Source organism: Streptomyces griseoruber (genome assembly GCF_001514205.1).
Lineage (GTDB): Bacteria > Actinomycetota > Actinomycetes > Streptomycetales > Streptomycetaceae > Streptomyces > Streptomyces griseoruber.
On the sequence record NZ_KQ948766.1, the window covers coordinates 260,226 to 279,189 of the forward strand.

The 18,964-nt window shown below is 69.3% G+C and carries 16 protein-coding genes and 1 pseudogene; 6 read left to right on the forward strand and 11 right to left on the reverse strand.

Going from position 1 to position 18,964, the window contains the following annotated elements; all coding sequences use genetic code 11:
* Positions 1-36 precede the first annotated feature (36 nt).
* The 9 genes from AQJ64_RS13370 to AQJ64_RS13410 form a co-directional block, all read right to left on the reverse strand.
* Positions 37-1,182: an ABC transporter ATP-binding protein gene (locus AQJ64_RS13370; protein WP_055635492.1), complete on the reverse strand. Its 1,146-nt coding sequence runs from the start codon at positions 1,180-1,182 to the stop codon at positions 37-39.
* Entirely contained in the window at positions 1,175-2,227 is a 1,053-nt protein-coding gene (locus AQJ64_RS13375) for an ABC transporter ATP-binding protein (protein ID WP_055635493.1), read from the reverse strand. The genes AQJ64_RS13370 and AQJ64_RS13375 overlap by 8 nt, the downstream gene beginning before the upstream one ends.
* Before the next feature lie 11 nt (positions 2,228-2,238).
* A complete protein-coding gene (locus tag AQJ64_RS13380) occupies positions 2,239-3,186 on the reverse strand; it encodes an ABC transporter permease (protein WP_055635494.1) in 948 nt (315 codons plus the stop codon).
* Positions 3,179-4,111: an ABC transporter permease gene (locus AQJ64_RS13385; protein WP_055635495.1), complete on the reverse strand. Its 933-nt coding sequence runs from the start codon at positions 4,109-4,111 to the stop codon at positions 3,179-3,181. Before AQJ64_RS13385 ends, AQJ64_RS13380 begins: the two co-directional genes overlap by 8 nt.
* Before the next feature lie 145 nt (positions 4,112-4,256).
* Positions 4,257-5,885: a peptide ABC transporter substrate-binding protein gene (locus tag AQJ64_RS13390; protein ID WP_055635496.1), complete on the reverse strand. Its 1,629-nt coding sequence runs from the start codon at positions 5,883-5,885 to the stop codon at positions 4,257-4,259.
* Between the two features lie 598 nt (positions 5,886-6,483).
* Positions 6,484-8,391 carry a translational GTPase TypA gene (gene typA, locus AQJ64_RS13395; protein WP_055635497.1) on the reverse strand — a complete coding sequence of 636 codons (1,908 nt, stop codon included), beginning with the start codon at positions 8,389-8,391 and terminating at the stop codon, positions 6,484-6,486.
* A gap of 143 nt (positions 8,392-8,534) precedes the next feature.
* On the reverse strand, positions 8,535-8,840 hold the full coding sequence (locus tag AQJ64_RS13400; RefSeq protein WP_055635498.1) for a helix-turn-helix domain-containing protein: 306 nt from the start codon (positions 8,838-8,840) through the stop codon (positions 8,535-8,537).
* Entirely contained in the window at positions 8,840-9,181 is a 342-nt protein-coding gene (locus tag AQJ64_RS13405; protein WP_240512718.1) for a type II toxin-antitoxin system RelE/ParE family toxin, read from the reverse strand. Before AQJ64_RS13405 ends, AQJ64_RS13400 begins: the two co-directional genes overlap by 1 nt.
* Positions 9,182-9,314: 133 nt before the next feature.
* Positions 9,315-11,573 (reverse strand): ABC transporter family substrate-binding protein, encoded by a 2,259-nt coding sequence (locus AQJ64_RS13410; RefSeq protein ID WP_055635499.1) that lies wholly within the window; start codon positions 11,571-11,573, stop codon positions 9,315-9,317.
* A 296-nt stretch (positions 11,574-11,869) separates the two neighbouring features.
* On the opposite strand from AQJ64_RS13410, the gene AQJ64_RS13415 reads away from it, so the two are divergent.
* Genes AQJ64_RS13415 through AQJ64_RS13430 form a run of 4 tightly spaced genes read left to right on the forward strand, consistent with a single transcriptional unit; the run spans position 11,870 to position 15,679 of the window.
* Complete coding sequence (locus tag AQJ64_RS13415; RefSeq protein ID WP_055635500.1) at positions 11,870-12,169, forward strand: hypothetical protein; 300 nt, start codon at positions 11,870-11,872, stop codon at positions 12,167-12,169.
* A gap of 35 nt (positions 12,170-12,204) precedes the next feature.
* A complete protein-coding gene (locus tag AQJ64_RS13420) occupies positions 12,205-13,038 on the forward strand; it encodes a hypothetical protein (RefSeq protein ID WP_055635501.1) in 834 nt (277 codons plus the stop codon).
* Positions 13,038-14,918, forward strand: coding sequence for a fumarate reductase/succinate dehydrogenase flavoprotein subunit (locus AQJ64_RS13425; RefSeq protein WP_055635502.1), 1,881 nt, complete (start codon positions 13,038-13,040; stop codon positions 14,916-14,918). Before AQJ64_RS13420 ends, AQJ64_RS13425 begins: the two co-directional genes overlap by 1 nt.
* Entirely contained in the window at positions 14,915-15,679 is a 765-nt protein-coding gene (locus AQJ64_RS13430; RefSeq protein WP_055635503.1) for a succinate dehydrogenase/fumarate reductase iron-sulfur subunit, read from the forward strand. The genes AQJ64_RS13425 and AQJ64_RS13430 overlap by 4 nt, the downstream gene beginning before the upstream one ends.
* Here the strand turns inward: AQJ64_RS13430 and AQJ64_RS13435 are convergent, their stop codons facing one another.
* Entirely contained in the window at positions 15,680-16,009 is a 330-nt protein-coding gene (locus tag AQJ64_RS13435) for a hypothetical protein (protein WP_157880997.1), read from the reverse strand.
* Between the two features lie 336 nt (positions 16,010-16,345).
* On the opposite strand from AQJ64_RS13435, the gene AQJ64_RS13440 reads away from it, so the two are divergent.
* Positions 16,346-17,956 carry a hypothetical protein gene (locus tag AQJ64_RS13440; protein ID WP_162252559.1) on the forward strand — a complete coding sequence of 537 codons (1,611 nt, stop codon included), beginning with the start codon at positions 16,346-16,348 and terminating at the stop codon, positions 17,954-17,956.
* A 10-nt stretch (positions 17,957-17,966) separates the two neighbouring features.
* Here the strand turns inward: AQJ64_RS13440 and AQJ64_RS50060 are convergent, their stop codons facing one another.
* Complete coding sequence (locus tag AQJ64_RS50060; protein WP_055637856.1) at positions 17,967-18,509, reverse strand: hypothetical protein; 543 nt, start codon at positions 18,507-18,509, stop codon at positions 17,967-17,969.
* A 133-nt stretch (positions 18,510-18,642) separates the two neighbouring features.
* Here AQJ64_RS50060 and AQJ64_RS49025 point away from each other — a divergent pair.
* Positions 18,643-18,964 (forward strand): annotated as a pseudogene (locus AQJ64_RS49025) (ADP-ribosyltransferase); the annotation flags it as partial.

Below are 18,964 nucleotides of genomic sequence, written 5' to 3' on the forward strand. Positions count from 1 at the left end.
CACCTCGCCATGAGGTGCCGGGCTCCTGTGTGCGGGTCACGCCGCGTGCACGACGTCCTTCTCCTCGGCGAAGTGGCAGGCCGACTCATGGGCCGCCGGGGTGTCCTCGCCCCGGAAGCGCTCCGGTACGGCGAGCAGCGGCACCTCGGTCGAGCACTTGTCCTGCGCCTTCCAGCACCGGGTGCGGAAGCGGCAGCCGGACGGCGGGTTCGCCGGCGAGGGCACGTCACCGGTGAGGATGATGCGCTCGCGGCCCTCACGGGCCTCCGGGTCCGGAACCGGGACCGCCGACAGCAGCGCCTGGGTGTAGGGGTGCGTCGGGTGGTCGTAGATCTGCTCGTCGGAGCCGATCTCGGCGATCCTGCCGAGGTACATCACGCCGACGCGGTCCGAGATGTGCCGGACGATCGACAGGTCGTGCGCGATGAAGATGTAGGAGAGGTTGAACTCGTCCTGCAGTCGCTCCATCAGGTTGATGACCTGGGCCTGGACGGACACGTCCAGCGCGGAGACCGGCTCGTCGCAGATGATGATCTCGGGGTTGAGGGCCAGGCCGCGGGCGATGCCGATGCGCTGGCGCTGACCGCCCGAGAACTGGTGCGGGTAGCGGTTGATGTACTCCGGGTTCAGACCCACGACGTCCAGGAGTTCCTGGACCTTCCGGCGCCGGTCCCCCTTGGGGGCCACCTCCGGGTGGATGTCGAAGGGCTCGCCGATGATGTCACCGACCGTCATCCTCGGGTTGAGCGAGGTGTAGGGGTCCTGGAACACCATCTGGATGTTGCGGCGGACCGCCTTCAGGGCGCGCCCGGACAGCTTGGTGATGTCCTGGCCCTTGTAGAAGATCTCGCCGGCGGTGGCCCGCTCCAGGTTCATCAGCAGCTTGGCGACCGTGGACTTGCCGCAGCCGGACTCGCCCACGATGCCCAGGGTCTCGCCCTGGTACAGGTCGAAGGAGACCCCGTCGACGGCCTTGACCGCGCCGATCTGCTTCTTGAACAGGATGCCCTGGGTGAGCGGGAAGTGCTTCACCAGGTTGCGCACCTGGAGGATCGGCTCGCCGCGGTCCACCGGCGCCTCGATCGCGGCGACCGCCTCCGACTCGGAGTGGACGTCGGCGGTCTCCACCTCGGAGACGTTCGGCGTGGCCTCCTGCTCGTCGTTCTTGCTGAGCTCAGCCATGGATCGTCTCCTTCCAGAAGTGGCACGCCGAACCCCGGCCGACCAGTTCGGCGCCGTCCTGCTCGGTCACCGGCACCAGGGCCGGGATCTCCGTGCGGCAGATGTCCTGCGCCTTGGGGCAGCGCGGGTTGAAGGCGCAGCCGGTGGGGATCCGCAGCAGGTTGGGCGGCAGACCCTTGATCGCGTACAGCTCCTGGCCCTTCTGGTCCAGGCGCGGGATCGAGTCCAGCAGACCGCGCGTGTAGGGGTGCGCGGGGCGCTTGTAGAGCTCGTGCACGGGGGCGCGCTCCACGATCCGGCCCGCGTACATCACCGCGATCTTGTCCGCGACGTCGGCGACCACGCCGAGGTCGTGGGTGATCAGGATCAGACCCATGTTGTACTCGCGCTGGAGCTCCGCGAGCAGATCCATGACCTGGGCCTGGACCGTCACGTCGAGGGCCGTGGTGGGCTCGTCGGCGATGATCAGGTCCGGCTCCAGGGCCAGCGCCATGGCGATCATGATGCGCTGGCGCATACCGCCGGAGAACTGGTGCGGGTAGTCGTCCACCCGGGCCGCGGCGGCCGGGATCTTGACCTTGTCCATCAGCTCGATCGACTTGGTCCTGGCCTCCTTCTTGGAGAGGCCCTGGTGCACCCGGAACATCTCGCCGAGCTGGTAGCCGACGGAGAGCACCGGGTTGAGCGAGCTGAGCGCGTCCTGGAAGATCATGGCGATCCGCCGGCCGCGGATGCGGCGGCGCTCCTCGGCGGACATCTTCAGCATGTCCTGGCCGCGGAAGAGGATCTCGCCCTGCGGGATCCGGGCCGGCGGCATGTCGAGGATGCCCATGATGGCCTGCGCGGTCACGGACTTGCCGGAGCCGGACTCGCCGAGGACGGCGAGGGTCTCGCCGGCGCTGACGCTGTAGTTGACGCCGTTGACGGCCTGGACGACACCCTCGCGGGTGACGAACTCGACGTGCAGGTCACGCACTTCGAGCAGTGGCCCGTCGTCGCCCTCGCGGGGCGCCGGTACCGGAGCGGTTTCTTCGATGATGGTCACGTACGCCTCCCTCAGCGCGTCTTCGGGTCAAGGGCGTTGCGTACCGCTTCACCGAGCATGATGAACGCCAGCACCGTGATGGTGAGCATGATCGAGGGGTACAGCATGATCCACTGCGCCACTCGGATCTGGTTGCCGCCGTCGGAGATGTCGTTGCCCCAGGAGACGCCGTTCAGGCCGAGGCCCAGGAAGGACAGCGTGGCCTCGGAGCCGATGTAGACGCCGAGCGAGATGGTGGCGACGACGATCACCGGGGCCAGGGTGTTCGGCAGGATGTGCCGGAACAGGATGCGCGGGGTGCTCGCGCCCAGCGCCTTGGCCGCCTGGACGTAGTCGGACTGCTTGGTGGTGATCACCGCGCCGCGCATCACGCGGGCCAGCTGGGTCCAGCCGAAGAAGCCCAGGGCGCCGATGACGACCCAGGCCGTGCGCTCCGGGAAGGAGTTGAGGACGACCATGGTGCCCAGCAGGAACGGGATGCCGAAGAACACGTCCACGAGCCGGGACAGGATCGAGTCGATGATCCCGCCGAAGTATCCGGCGATCATGCCGACCAGGCCGCCCGCGATCGTCACCACGATCGTGGTGCCGAAACCGACGGCTATGGAGGCCCGGGCGCCGTAGATGAGCCGGGCGTAGACGCTGCGGCCCTGCTGGTCGTAGCCCAGCCACTCGGGCGAGAAGACCTTCCCGAGCTGCGGCTTCTGCAGATAGTGCTTGGCCAGGTCGCCGTAGGTCGGGTTGGCGCTGGTGAACCAGCCGGGGAAGAAGGTGATCGTCAGCAGCAGCAGGATCAGCACCGCGGAGATCAGGAAGATCTTGTTGCGGCGCAGGTCCTCCCAGGCATCGCCCCACAGGCTGCGGGTCTTCTCGGCCTTGACCGGCTGCGGGGCGGGCGCGGTGGCGTCGACCGCGTCCGGCGCGGCGGTGGCAGTGTCGGATTTGGTCATGTCAGGCATAGCGAATCCTCGGGTCAAGGACCGCGTAGAGCAGGTCGACAAGGAGGCTGGCGACGAGATAGACGAGGACGAGGATGGTCACCAGGCCCACGAGGGTGGTGCCTTCCCGGCGGACGATCGACTGGTAGATCGTGCCGCCGATGCCCTGGATGTTGAAGATGCCCTCGGTCACGACGGCGCCGCCGAGCAGGGCGCCGATGTCGGTGCCGAGGTAGGTGACGACCGGGATCAGCGAGTTGCGCATGAGGTGGACACCGACCACCCGGCGGCGGGGCAGGCCCTTGGCGATGGCCGTGCGGACGTAGTCGGCGCGCATGTTCTCCGCGATCGACGTACGGGTCAGCCGGGACACATAGGCGAGTGACGCCGTGGCCAGCACAATCGCGGGCATCAGCAACTCACCGTAGTTCGTCGGGTCGTTGACGTTCGGTTCCAGCCACTGGAGCTCGTCGGCGAAGATCCACTTGAGGATGAAGCCGAGGACGAACACCGGGACCGAGATCAGCAGCAGCGTGACCATCAGGACCGAGGTGTCGGCGGCCCGTCCGGCACGCAGGCCGGCGAAGACGCCGAGGCCGATGCCGAGGACGAGCTCGATGACGAAGGCGAAGCCGCCGAGGCGCAGGGTCACCGGGAAGGCGTCCCCGAGGACATCGGTGACGGGCCGCCCGCTGCCGATCTGCGTGCCGAAGTCGGCGTGCAGGATGATGCCCTTCATGTAGTCCCAGTACTGGACCAGGATCGGCTGGTCGAGGCCGTACTGGTGTCTCAGCGCGGCGATGACCTGAGGGCTTCCGCCCTTGTCGCCGAACAGCCCGCGGACGGGATCGCCGGGCAGGGCGTAGACCATGAGGAAGATGAGCAGTGTGGTCCCGATGAAGACCGGGATCATCTGGAGCAGTCGTCGTGCGACGTAGCGCCCCATCGTGCCTCCATAAAAAAGTCACAGCGGCAGCATGCGGGCCCTTTCCCCGCGTACCGGCCGGCGATACGTGTGGAAAGGGCCCCCCGGCCGCTGCCGTGGCGGCCGGGGCACGCTGTGCGCGCCCCGGCCGACGGGCTGTCTGCGGTTACTTCTTCTTGACCTGGACGCCGGTCAGGATCGGGTCACCGTCCTGGCCGAACTTGACACCCGAGACCTTCTCCGAGTAGCCCGCGTTGACCTTGTAGTACCAGAGCGGAATGCTCGGCATGTAGTTGACGAGCTGCTTCTCGACCTCCTGGTACTTCTTCACCGAGTCGTCCAGCGTGGTGGCGCTGTCGGCGGCGGCGATGTCCGCGTCGATCGTCTTGTTGGAGAAGCCGCTCTGGTTGCCGGACGACTTGGTTCCGTACAGGTCACGGAGGAAGTTGGCGTTCACCGGGTAGTCCAGCACCCAGCCCGAGCGGTACAGGGACTTGACCTCCTTCGCGTCACGCGCGTCGAGGTCGGCCTGGAAGTCGGCCTTCGGGTCGGTGGCGCACTTCACACCGGTGGCGTTGGTGATGGAGTTGCAGACCGCCTCCACCCACTCCTTGTGACCGCCGTCGGTGTTGTACTGGATGGTGATCGCGTTGCCGGGAACGCCGCCACCCTCCTTGATGAGCTCCTTGGCCTTGGTCGGGTTGTACTTGGTGACGTCACCCGCGACGTCGGGCTGGTAGCCGAGGACGCCCTTGGCGACCCAGCCGGTGGCCGGCTCACGGGTGCCCTGGAGCACGGTCTTGGTGATGGTGTCACGGTCGATCGCCATCGACAGGCCCTGAAGGACCTTCGGGTCGATGTCCTTCCACTGCTTGGTGTAGAAGGCGGGGGTGATCATCTGGATGGCGGAGTACGCCTGGTCGATCGCGCGGTCGCCGAGGTCCTGCTTGTAGACCGGCAGGTCCTTGGGGGCGATCTGGGTGGTGACGTCGAGGTTTCCGGACTTCAGGTCCTCGTACGCGGTCTCCGGGGTGGAGTAGTTCTTGAAGACCACGCCGCCGTTCTTGGCCGCGTTCGAGCCCTTGTAGCCGGCGTACTTCTTGACCGTGATGGCCTTCTTGTGGTCCCAGCTGACGAACTCGTAGGGGCCGTTGCCGACCGGCTTCTCACCGGCGGCCTTCGGGTCCTTGAAGAAGGAGTCGGGCAGCGGCGAGAAGGCCTGGTAGCCGAGCTTGTACTCGTAGTACGGGATCGCCGTGGTCAGCGCGATGGTGAAGGTGTTGTCGTCGACGACCTTCAGACCGGAGAGCTCGGTGGCCGTGGCCTTGCCCTTCTCCGGAGCGACCTTGTCGTAGCCCGCGATGTCGGAGAACCAGAAGCTGTTGGTCTGCTTGTTGTCCGGGTTGGCGGCCCAGTTCCAGGCCTTGACGTAGGACTCGGCGGTGACCGGGGTGCCGTCGTGGAACTTCCAGCCCGACTTCAGCTTGACCGTCCAGGTCTTGCTGTCCGACGTCTTGATCGACTCGGCGTTCATGTAGACGATCTTGCCGCTCTCGTCGTAGTCGACGAGACCGGTGAACAGCGAGTTGATCACGATGCTGCCGTAGGACTCCATCGTGTTGGCGGGCTGCAGCGGGTTCTGCGGCTCACCGGACTCGACCGTGAACGTGCCGTTCGGGTCGATGGCGGCCTTGCTGTCGCCCTTGCTGTCGCTGTCGCCACCACCACAGGCGGTCGCCCCCAGTGCCACAACCGCGGCCATCGCGACCCACTTGGCACTCCTCGCACCGCGCATGGGTTCCTCCTCAAGAATCCATTGGTTCACTGCACAGGGCAGCACACGACACAACACCGTTGCCGGCGCCTGAAAATGGTCGGTGCCCCCAGCGCTCGCGAGCCTGCGCCGCCTGTCGGCGCCTGACCCGTCCTCCGAGCTCTACGCGCCTAACTATCTGCCATCAGCGAAGGCCGAACCACACCGTCAAGGTCTCGGTTCGATCACACCTGGCGGCGACATCTTCCAAAATCCGGACAAAGGGATAGAGGGAAGATCCCTGCGAAACGGACTTGTTACACATCTATCGGCGAGAGGTGTCCGCATTCCGGACGCAGGGGAGCCAAAAACCAGTTGCGGCTAACGTGACCGCTGTGCGGGGGGTCGGCTTGGCATGTCCACCGTTATCAACGGGTCACGCCCGCAAGGGCGTTCACCGACACCGCACCCGCAGTGCGCACACTGCACACACATCCGAGGCTAGTACCGATCGGCCCCTTGCGGGCGGTTCCGCACGCGATCAAAGGGTTATCCCTATGTCCCCTCGGAGTAAAAACTGTGTTCAACAAGTGAGCCAGGCCCCGCCGTGCGGGACCTGGCTCACTTGCCAGAGGGTCCGTCAGCCGTGCTTGGCGCGGCTCGCGGCGCGGGCGCGCTCGCGGGCGTCCAGGTTCACCTTGCGGATGCGGACGGCCTCCGGGGTCACCTCGACGCACTCGTCGTCGCGGCAGAACTCCAGCGACTGCTCCAGGGAGAGCTTGCGCGGCGGGACGATCGCCTCGAACGAGTCGGCCGAGGACGACCGCATGTTCGTGAGCTTCTTCTCCTTGGTGATGTTGACGTCCATGTCGTCGGAGCGGGAGTTCTCACCGACGATCATGCCCTCGTACACCTCGGTGCCGGGGTCCGTGAACAGCACGCCGCGCTCCTGGAGGTTCGTCATCGCGAAGGCGGTGACGGAACCGGAGCGGTCGGCGACCAGCGAGCCGTTGTTACGGGTCTGGAGGGCGCCGAACCAGGGCTCGTGGCCCTCGTGGATGGAGTGCCCGATGCCCGTGCCGCGGGTCTGCGTCAGGAACTCGGTACGGAAGCCGATGAGACCGCGGGACGGTACGACGAACTCCATGCGGACCCAGCCCGAGCCGTGGTTGGACATGTTGTCCATCCGGCCCTTGCGGACGCCCATGAGCTGCGTGACCGCGCCCATGTGCTCCTCGGGCACGTCGATCGTCATGCGCTCGACCGGCTCGTACGTCTTGCCGTCGACCTCCTTCGTGACGACCTGCGGCTTGCCGATGGTCAGCTCGAAGCCCTCGCGGCGCATCTGCTCGACCAGGATGGCGAGCGCCAGCTCACCACGGCCCTGGACCTCCCAGGCGTCGGGACGCTCGGTGTCGAGCACGCGGAGGGAGACGTTGCCGACCAGCTCGCGGTCGAGGCGGTCCTTGACCTGGCGCGCGGTGACCTTGCGGTCCTTGACCGCGGCCTTGTTGTCGGCACCCTTGCCGGTACCGCCCCGGCCGACCAGCGGCGAGGTGTTCGTACCGATGGTCATCGAGATCGCCGGCTCGTCGACCGTGATCAGCGGCAGCGGGATCGGGTTCTCGGTGTCGGCGAGGGTCTCGCCGATCATGATGTCCGAGATACCGGCGACGGCGCAGATGTCGCCCGGGCCGGCCACCTCGGCGGGCTTGCGGGTGAGCGCCTCGGTCATCAGCAGCTCGGTGATGCGCACATTGGACATCGTGCCGTCACGCTTGATCCACGTGACGGTCTGGCCCTTGCGCAGCTCGCCCTGCTCGACGCGGAGCAGCGCGATGCGGCCGAGGAAGTTGTCGGCGTCCAGGTTGGTGACGTGCGCCTGGAGCGGGGCCGCCTCGTCGTACTCCGGAGCCGGGACGTGGGAGAGGATCGTGGAGAAGAACGGCTCCAGGCTGTCGCTGTCGGCCGGGACGGTGCCGTCCTCCGGCTTGGTCAGCGAGGCCACGCCGTCACGCGCGCACGCGTAGACGATCGGGAACTCGATCTGGTCCTCGTCCGCGTCCAGGTCGAGGAAGAGGTCGTAGGTCTCGTTGACGACCTCGTCGATGCGCGAGTCGGCACGGTCCGTCTTGTTGATGCACAGGATGACGGGCAGGCGCTGCTGGAGCGCCTTGCGGAGCACGAAACGGGTCTGCGGCAGCGGGCCCTCGGAGGCGTCGACGAGCAGCACCACCGCGTCCACCATCGACAGACCGCGCTCGACCTCGCCACCGAAGTCGGCGTGGCCCGGGGTGTCGATGATGTTGATGGTGATGACGTCGCCGCCATCCTTCGGGTGGTACTTCACGGCCGTGTTCTTGGCCAGGATCGTGATGCCCTTCTCACGCTCCAGGTCGTTCGAGTCCATCATTCGGTCGTCGAGCGACTCGGCCGCGTGCGCCGCGAAGGCACCGGCCTGCTTCAGCATGGCGTCGACGAGGGTCGTCTTGCCGTGGTCGACGTGGGCGACGATGGCGACGTTGCGGATGTCGTGGCGCGTGGCCATAAAGCGGCGTTCTCCCGGAGTGTGAGGAAGGCCCGTCGTGTACGTCTGTGTGACGCGGGCCCTGCCGGGCTTGACATGCCACGGCCTCACCCCATGGTACGGGGCTCGGAAGGGGTCGGCCTCCGCAGGGGGTCCCGACCCCGTCAGGCGCTCTTCGCCGTGGGAGCCAGTTCCACCCTCAGCTCCAGTCCCAGAGCCCGGGCCAGGCGGTCCAGGACGGGAATCGTCGGCACAGTGCCGCCTGCCTCGAACCGCGCCACGGCCGACTGGGTCATACCGGCCCTGTGCCCGAGTTCGTGCTGCGACAATCCGAGATCCTGCCGCTTGGTGCGCACAGTCTCGCCCAAGGCGAATCGCAGTTGCGCGGCGGCGTACTCGTCCTCGATCTCGGGGGTCATGCCCCTGGCCTGCCGAGCATCGGCGAGGCTGGTTCGCGTGGTCTCCGTCACTACTCCTCCTCGTCCGCGGTGTGCCCTTCCGCCTGGCACCGTTTCATGGCCTGACGCGCCCGCTCCACTTCGGCGAACTCGCGCATTCTCGTCTTGGGGAACACGGTGAGCATGATGATGCGGCGTCCCGTGGCGATCCAGTACGTGACCCGAACACGCTCGGCGCCGCAGTAGAACCGCAGCTCTCTCAGTTTGCCGTCGAGCTGGCGTGTGTACGGCTCACCGAGGTGGACTCCCCGTTGCTCCAGCAGGTCGAGATGCATGAGCGCCTGCGCCCAGCGTTTGTCGTCGAGCCCGGCCAGCCGGGCGGCGACCCCGGCTCCAGTTCGACGGTACCCCACTTCATAGCACCAACGCTATGACCGCAGGTGAGCCGCAGAGCGCCGAACAGCTCTGAGTCACCCGATCGTGCGAGTGACCGCCGTCCCCCGGGCAGCGGGGAACGGCGGCCGACGTGTTCTCCGGACCGAGTCCTCAGTCGCTCGCCGACGGGCTCGGCGGCGCCTGGGCGCCCTTCTTCAGGAAGCCCATGTCCTCGTAGACCGGGGTCTGGAAGCCGAAGGCGCCGGCGTTGACGACGTTCCTGCGGGCGGCGGTGAGCTGGGGGCGCTGGTAGAGGGGGATCGAGGCGGCCGCCGCCCAGATACGCGAGTCGGCCTTGCGGATCAGGGAGCGCTCCTCGCCCGCGTCCAGAGTGGTGATCGCCCGGTCGAAGAGCTGGTCGACCTGGTCGGTGCCGACGCGGGTGTAGTTCTGCTCGACGCTGAGCGAGCCGTCGGCGGCCGGTACGGGCTTGGCGTAGATCGGGCGGGCATCGGTGGCCGGGAACGCGGTCGCGGGCCAGGAGTAGAGCGCGAGGTCGTACTCGCCGGAGGCGATGTGGTCCTTGAAGTAGCTCTCGTCCGAGACCTTGAGGGTCTCCGTGCGGATGCCGACCTTGCCCAGCATCTTCGTGATCCGCGCGGCGACCGTGCGCAGCGGCTCCGAGCCCGGCCCGGACGGCACCACGAACCGCAGCGACAGCGCCTTGCCGTCCTTGGCCAGCGCCCCGGCGGCCGCCCCGGCCGGGGCCCGGGTGCCCTTGGGGGCGTAGGCGCCGGGGGCGCCGCCCTGCCGCTGGTGCTTGTACTGGGTGCCCTCCTGCGCGAGCTGCCGGTCGTCCGGGGCGTGTCCCTTGTCGTCCTCCCCGACGATGTACGCCCCCTCGGAACCGCCCTGCGACTTCTCGTCGTCGGAGCCCTCGTCCTCGGAGCCCTCCTCGCCGGACGCCTCCTCCTCGTCCTTCCCGCCTTTCCCGCCCTTCGCGCCCTTCTCTCCCTTCTCTCCCTTCTCTCCCTTCGCCCCCGCCGCCTTCTCGCCCTTCTTCTCCTCCTTGACCGGCCCGCCGGCCACCCACCCGGCATCCGTGAGCAGCGCCTGTGCCTCCGCCGTGTCCTGGCCGCCGAGCGCGCCGCTGTTGTCGGCGTACGCCTCCTGCCCGGACAGGGCGAGATGGCTGCCCACGGGTACCGCGGGCAGCCCCAGCGGCTTCAGCACCAGTTCGGCCAGGGCCTTGCGGTCCAGCGCCCGGGCCACGGCCCGCCGCACCCGTTCGTCCGCGAGCGGCCCGTCCGCGCCGTTGAGCGCGAGCTGGGTGTACGCCGGCTCCAGGGAACGCCGTACCTCGAAGTCCTTCAGCGCCTTCTGCTGGCGCTCCCACTTCGCGATCGCCTTGCGCAGCTCGGTACGGGCCTGCGTCTCGTGCTCCGCCGTCTCCTCGTCGGAGCCGTGCGCGAGCGCCCAGGAGCGCAGGGCCTTCGCGGCGGTGCGCCCGGCGCCGGGTCCGGCGAGCGGTCCGGCCGCCGATCCCTTCGCCGCGCCCTCGATGCGCTGGGCGTCGGCGGCGTCGATCTCGGCCAGCTCGATCTTCCCGGCGGCCAGGGCGGCGGCCCGCTCCGCGCGGGGCACGGCCGTCAGCTGGATCTCGGAGAGCTTGGCCGGCTCCCCCCACCAGCGCGGGTTGCGGGTGAGCCGGACCTGGGCCTTCTTGCGGTCGACCTTCTTCACCAGGAACGGACCGGCCGTGACCTTCAGCGTGCGCCGCGCCCCGTCGTTGAACGAGGTGGGCGTGCCCATGACGTCCTTCGGGTACAGCGGCGAGAACAGCGACTGCCAGTCGGAGTAGGGGCGGGCGAAGGTGACCCGGACCTCGAGGTCGTCGTCGCCGCGCTCGATCTTCTCGATGCGGTCGTAGCCGGCGTTGCGCGCGGTCCAGTACGCGCTGTCCTTGCCGGACAGGGCGCGCCACTGGGCGGCGAAGTCGGCGGCGCCGATCTCCCGGCCGTCGCTCCACACCGCCTGCTGGTTCAGCTTGTACAGCACGACCTGCTTGGGCTCGGTGTCGACGACCTTCGCGGACTCCAGGTAGTCGGGGTTGCGCCGGGCCCGCCCGTTCGCGTCGATCCGGTACATCGACGGCAGGACGGCCTGGGCCACCCGGGTCGTCGTGGCGTCGGCGTCCGACTGGAAGGTGTTGAAGGTCTCCGGGACCGCGTCCACCGCCCAGTGCAGCGTGCCCCCGTCGGCGACCAGGGCCCGGGCGGCCGGGGCGACGTCCTGGCGGGCCAGCGGCTTGCCGGCCTCGTCGCTGTCGCCGCAGCCGGCCAGCAGCGGCACCGCGAGCGCGCCCGCCGCGAGGAAGGCGACCGAGCGCATGACCGCGCGCAGTCCGACGCCGTCGTAGGGCTTCGACATCTCTGGTTACCTCCGGGGAGCCACTTCCAGTGCGTTCTGATCACATTTGGCGGTATTTTGGAGTTGATCAGATCTACGGTCTGGTCTTCGGCTCACTGAAGAGGAAAGGGTTCGCCTGCCGGGGGCGACACGGCGGCGGGGGCTCGCAGCCCCACCCGTGCGGAGCAATGCACCCCCTCCGCATCCGCCAATCGCTGCACACGCCTTCACATCGACAGGTGTGACGCGCAACACTCGCAGGCGCACATGAACGTTGCCGTCCAGGGCACAGCCGCCCACGGAAGCGAGGTCACGTCATGTCCGTGCACGACGACCTGACTACGGTCCAGCGCTGCCTCGACGACCTCTCACGGTCCGTCGGCCGCCTGGAGCAGCAGCTCGGCAGCGGCGGCCTGGAGATGCGCCGCGTCCGCGCCGACGCCGACCATCTCCGGGAGAGCGTCGCGCTGCTGCGCGAGACCGCCTCGGGCCCGACGGCCCCGCCGGTCCCGCAGAAGCAGCAGCTCCTCACCATCCCGGACACCCCCTACGACGACTCCCTGTGGATCGACACGGACGACGAGGGACTCGGCGCCCGGGACCGGCACGCCCCCTGAGAACCCTCTGACCCGACACCGACCGGAGTCCTGCGTTGGCCACTGGTACGGAACCTCCCTCCACGGAACCCCATCCCCCGGGCGGCGTACGCGGCGCCGGACGCGCCGCGATCGCCGCCCCCCATCTGCGGACCGACCGCTGGTGGCTGGCGCCCGCCGCCACCGCCGCCGGTCTGCTGGCGTTCATCGCCTACTCGACGTGGCGGGCCTTCGCCAACGCCGACTACTACGCGGCGCCGTACGTCTCGCCGTTCTACTCCCCCTGTCTGGCGGAGAACTGCCGGCCCATGCACGCCGGCCCCAACGCGGAGATCTTCGGCGGCTGGTGGGGCATCTCGCCCGCGATCATCATCCTGATCTTCCCGCTGGGCTTCCGCCTGACCTGCTACTACTACCGCAAGGCCTACTACCGGGGCTTCTGGGCCTCGCCCCCGGCCTGCGCGGTGGCCGAGCCGCACACGAAGTACACCGGTGAGACCCGCTTCCCGCTGATCCTGCAGAACATCCACCGGTACTTCTTCTACGCCGCGATCGTCGTCGCCGGGATCCTGACCTACGACACCGTGCTCTCCTTCCGCGACGAGCACTACCGCTGGGGCCACATGGGCCTCGGCACCCTGGTCTTCCTGGTCAACATCACGCTGATCTGGGCGTACACGATCTCCTGCCACTCCTGCCGGCACATCGTGGGCGGCAAGCTCAAGCACTTCTCCCGGCATCCCGTGCGCTACCGGGCGTGGCAGTTCGTCGGCAGACTCAACGCCCGGCACATGCTGCTCGCCTGGGCGTCCCTGGTGAGCGTGGCGCTCGCCGACTTCTACGTGTACCTGGTCGCGTCCGGTGTCTTCGACGATCCGAGGTTTTTCTGATGTCCGTGGTCGAGCGGCAGGAGTGGGACGTCGTGGTCGTGGGCGCGGGCGGCGCGGGACTGCGCGCCGCCGTCGAGGCCCGTGAGCGCGGCGCCCGTACGGCCGTGATCTGCAAGTCCCTGTTCGGCAAGGCGCACACCGTGATGGCCGAGGGCGGGATCGCGGCGGCGATGGCCAACGCCAACGAGCACGACAACTGGCAGGTCCACTTCCGCGACACCATGCGCGGCGGCAAGTTCCTCAACCAGTGGCGGATGGCCGAGCTGCACGCGCAGGAGGCCCCGGACCGGGTGTGGGAGCTGGAGACCTGGGGCGCCCTCTTCGACCGGACGAAGGACGGGCGGATCTCCCAGCGCAACTTCGGCGGCCACGAGTACCCGCGCCTCGCGCACGTCGGCGACCGCACCGGCCTGGAGCTGATCCGCACCCTCCAGCAGAAGATCGTCGCGCTCCAGCAGGAGGACTTCCGTGAGACCGGCGACTACGAGTCCCGGCTGAAGGTCTTCCAGGAGTGCACGGTGACCCGTGTGCTGAAGGACGGCCCACGTGTCTCGGGCGTCTTCGCCTACGAGCGCGAGAGCGGCCGTTTCTTCGTCCTCGAAGCACCCGCCGTGGTCGTCGCGACCGGCGGGATCGGCAAGTCCTTCAAGGTGACGTCGAACTCGTGGGAGTACACGGGCGACGGCCACGCCCTGGCCCTGCTCGCGGGCGCGCCCCTGCTGAACATGGAGTTCGTGCAGTTCCATCCGACGGGCATGGTCTGGCCGCCGTCCGTGAAGGGCATCCTCGTCACGGAGTCCGTCCGCGGCGACGGCGGGGTGCTCAGGAACTCCGAGGGCAAGCGGTTCATGTTCGACTACGTCCCGGACGTCTTCAAGGAGAAGTACGCCGAGTCGGAGGAGGAGGGCGACCGCTGGTACGAGGACCCGGACCACAACCGGCGCCCGCCCGAGCTCCTCCCCCGCGACGAGGTGGCCCGCGCCATCAACGCCGAGGTGAAGGCGGGCCGGGGCTCCCCGCACGGCGGTGTCTTCCTCGACGTCTCCACCCGGATGCCGGCCGAGACGATCAAACGCCGGCTGCCGTCGATGTACCACCAGTTCAAGGAGCTGGCCGACGTCGACATCACGGCGGAGGCCATGGAGGTCGGGCCGACCTGCCACTACGTCATGGGCGGTATCGCGGTCGACTCCGACACCGCCGCCGCACGTGGTGTACCGGGGCTGTTCGCGGCCGGTGAGGTGGCCGGCGGGATGCACGGCTCCAACCGGCTCGGCGGGAACTCCCTGTCCGACCTGCTGGTCTTCGGCCGCCGGGCCGGGCTGCACGCGGCACAGTACGCGGCGGGGGCGGACGTACGGCCTCCCGTGCACGACGCGGACCTCGCGGTGGCCGAGGAGGAGGCCCTGCGGCCGTTCTCGGGCGACCCCGCCGAGAACCCGTACACCCTCCACCACGAACTCCAGCAGGCCATGAACGACCTGGTGGGCATCATCCGCCGGCAGGGCGAGATGGAACAGGCCCTGGAACGGCTCGCGGAGCTGCGGGTACGGGCGGCGCGCGCCGGGGTCGAGGGCCACCGCCAGTTCAACCCGGGCTGGCATCTCGCCCTGGACCTGCGGAACATGCTGCTGGTCAGCGAGTGCGTGGCCCGCGCGGCCCTGGAGCGCACCGAGTCGCGGGGCGGCCACACCCGCGAGGACCACCCGACGATGGAACGGACCTGGCGCAACGTCAACCTGCTGTGCCGGCTCACCGACGACGCGACCGGCGTCGGCCTCGACCGGGAGACCACCGATCCCATCCGCCCGGACCTGCTCGCCCTGTTCGAGAAGGAGGAGCTGGTCAAGTACCTCGCCGAAGAGGAGCTGTACGAGTGAGCAGCTACGAGGCCCGCTTCAAGGTGTGGCGGGGTGACGTCGACGGCGGCGGCCTGGAGGACTTCGCCGTCGAGGTCAACGACGGCGAGGTGGTCCTGGACATCATCCACCGCCTCCAGGCCACCCAGGCCCCCGATCTGGCCGTCCGCTGGAACTGCAAGGCGGGCAAGTGCGGTTCGTGTTCGGCGGAGATCAACGGGCGGCCCCGGCTGATGTGCATGACCCGGATGTCGGTGTTCGACCGGGCCGAGACCATCACCGTGACCCCGCTGCGGGCGTTCCCGGTGATCCGTGACCTGGTGACCGACGTCGGCTTCAACTACCGGAAGGCGCGCGAGGTCCCGGCGTTCGTGCCGCCCGAGGGCGTCGGGCCGGGCGAGTACCGGATGTTCCAGGAGGACGTGGACCGGTCGCAGGAGTTCCGCAAGTGCATCGAGTGCTTCCTGTGCCAGGACACCTGCCACGTGGTGCGCGACCACGAGGAGAACAAGACGGCGTTCGCCGGCCCGCGCTTCCTGATGCGGGTGGCGGAGCTGGACATGCACCCGCTGGACGCGGCGGAGGAGAGCGGCCTGGACCGCAAGAAGACGGCCCAGGACGAACACGGACTCGGCTACTGCAACATCACCAAGTGCTGCACGGAGGTCTGCCCCGAGGGCATCAAGATCACCGACAACGCGCTGATCCCGCTGAAGGAACGGGCGGTCGACCGCAAGTACGACCCGCTGGTGTGGCTGGGGTCGAAGATCCGGCGGCGCTGATCAGGAAGGCGTCGTCCGCGCGGGCGGCGGGGGCAGGGGGCGGGCGCGCCGGGCGTACCACTGGAGCGCCAGGCCCGCCAGGTTGAGGCCCATGCCGATCAGCGGAAGGTCGCGGTGGAGGTGGTGCGTGCTGTTCAGCGGGCCGAGGAACAGGAAGGCCGTCAGACCGAACGCGCTGAGCAGCACGCCGGCCCCCCACAGCCTCGTCCGCTCCTCGACCCCGGTGAACCGCGGGGTCCGGCCGGTGACGAGGGCCACCGCGCCCAGCACCGCCATGCCCGCCAAGCAGACCACGCCGATGCCCGTCAGTGCCGTGAACATGACGGTCATGATCCCCAGGATCGGCGGCTCGCGCCAGAGATCCGGCTCAGCGGCCCCGGGCCCCGTGCGTACGCCGCCCGGTCCGTCTCCGTCGCCGTGAGGTCCACCCGTGAGGTCCACCCGTGAGGTCCACGGAGGCCGCCACCCCGACGTACGCGCGGCCGGCGTCGGCCCGGGACGCCTCGTCGTCCGTCCCCGTTCCCCCCTTCCGCGGTCCCCCGCCCCACCGGTCCCGCCTCGGGTGTATCCCGCTCGCGTGGCCGCATTCGCGACCATACGCTCCGAAATGTGACGTCATCCATGCACCGAGGCAGGCGGCGGGCCAGATCGCACATACCCGTGCGGGTGGCGCACGCCGTGCTGGGCGGTGCGGCCGGGGTCGTGTGGCTGGTGCTGCCGGGGATGACGCCGGGAGACGACGCGCCCGTCGCGATCAAGGAGCCGCGGCAGGTGGTGAGCGCCACGGCAGTGGCCCGGGACTCGCCACGGGACTCGGCGCTGGACTCGCCGCCGGACTCGGCGCTGGACTCGCCACGGCACTCGCCGCTGGACTCGCCGCCGGACTTCGTGCAGTCACGAAGGGCCGAGGCCGACGGGACGTCCACCACGGACCTCGTGCTTCCCCTGGTGGCGGCCGGCGCGGTGGGCGCGGTCGCGGCCTACGGCTACATACGCCGGGTCCGGCGGACGCGCGGGCGGACGACCCCCGGCGGGGTGAGCGGGCCCCCGCCCGTGAGCACGCCGCCGCAGTCCCTCGCGGAGCCGGACGCGCAGGCGTGTGCGGCGCTGGTCCGCGCCGACGACCGGCTCCGCGTGGCCCGTGCCGAACTCGGCTTCGCACGCGGACTCCTCGGTGCGGCGGCCGTCGCCCCGTTCACGCGGGCGCTGGGCGAGGCCGAGGGCGAACTGGCCGCCGCCTTCCGGATGCGGCAGCGCTACGACGAGGGCGTACCGGCGGAGGAGGCACCCCGGCGGCACGCGCTCGCCGGGATGATCGGCCGCTGCGAGGAGGCCGGCCGCCGGCTGGACGCCGTGGCGGGGGACTTCGCGCGCCTGCGGGATCCGGAGCGGGCCCTCCCCTACGCGGAGGCGCGCTTCCGCGACCTGACCGGACACACCGCCGCGGCCCAGACCCTCCTGGCCGACCTCGCGGAGCGGTACGCCCCCACCGCGACCTCCGCCGTCACCGGCTCCGTCGAACAGGCCAAGGACCGCCTGCTGTTCGCGACCCTGCGGCTCAACCTGGCCCGCCAGGAGCTCTTCTCGGGCCGCACCGAGGCCGCGTCCCGCCAACTTCACTCCGCCGAGGCGGCGGTGGCCCAGGCGGCCGTCTTCGTCGAGGGCGTCGACCGCACGGCCGCCGAGCTGCGGGACGCCGAGGAGACCGTACCGGCGGCGCTCACCGGGGCGGAGGCCGAGCTGTCGACGGTACGGCGGCACACCGTCCGCGCGGACGAGCCGCACCCCCGCCTCCTCAACGCCGACGCCGTCCTCGCCTCCGTACGCCAGGAGGTGACGTCGAACCGGCCGTACGACCCGCTGAGCGCCCTGCGCCGGATCGTACGGGCGACCGCGCCGCTCGCCTCGGGCCGGGCCGGGGTGCTTCCGGCCGCCGCGCTCTCCGTGGCCCGCGCCTCGGCCGCCGCCGCGGACGACTTCGTCACCACGCACCGGGGTGCGGTGGGCGCCACCGCCCGCACCCGGCTCGCGGAGGCGCGCCGACTGCTGGCCGAGGGCGCACCGGGAGACATCGAGCGCGCGGACGAACTGGCCCTGGAGGCAAGCGACCTGGCGGAGCGTGACGTACGGCTGCACGGAAATCCGGCGTCCCCGGTACCGGCCGGACAGCCGGAGACGGACGGCTCCGCCGGGGCGGTCCTCGGCGGGATCCTCCCGGGGGAGGCGGCGGCCGAGGAGGGCGGGGAGCACTCGGCGTGGGGTTTCGGCCGGCCCTAGAGCAAGAACGTCACCTTCGCGGCCGTGAACGGCCGAGCTTGTGCGCTCGGTCGTTCACGCTTCGTCGCGCTTCCGACTGTCCCCTACGACAGGACGGCCACGGATCGCATCCGCCCTCTCCCCAAGCTAGTGCCGCGGCAGGAGCCTCGGGGTCGGGCACCTCGCAGATGGCGATCAGGTACCACCTGCCGCCCCGGCAGATGAGATCGCTCTCACCGCGCCGGTACTGCACCAGTGTCTTGAGCTGGTCGGCATGGCCGGTGTAGCCCAGGTTCTTCAGCCACCCCTGAACCGTCCAGATCGACACCGTGCGCGCGTCGTGCTGCCACGACAGACACCGGTCGTCGAACGGCTGGGCCGCCTCGGGCCGGAAGGTGATGGGGGTGCCGGTGGCCTTGAGCCAGCGTTTCGAGCCGGGCTTGCCGAGGTTTCCGGCCGTCAGATTCGTCTGCAGGGCGGCGTAGGCGTCGACGGTCTTCTCGATCACGCGGACGGCGGGCTGGGCGGAGAGACCAAACGTCGCCTTGATGTCCGTATACACCAGCTTCTGCACCTGGAAAATCGGCGGTAGTTGTGGCGAAACGGTGACGGTCCCGAGGCCGCGTCAGCCCCCCTTTGTATGATGATCCGACTCTTGTCGCGCGTTCATCGCGGGGACGAGTCGGACACACGGGGGTGTGAGAGGCGTGATCAAGCCGGAGGAAATTCCGCAGTTCACCGGCAATCTGTTCCAACTGGAACTGGATCATGCCGCGTTGAAGAAGGACGCAGGCGACGTCCGGACCACGGGCAGTGACGTGGACGCGCAGTTCCAGGGCCTGTCGGCGTTCTACAAGGCGCCCGAGGCGGAACAGCTGTTCGCGACGACGAAGCCGGTGAAGACCAGGGCCGACGATTTCGCGACGGACCTGGAGACGGTCTCCTCGGCTCTCTCCTCCTACGCCACGGAGATCCGTCCCCTCGTCTCGAAGCTGCTGGAGCTGAAGACGAAGGCGACCACGTTCGTCG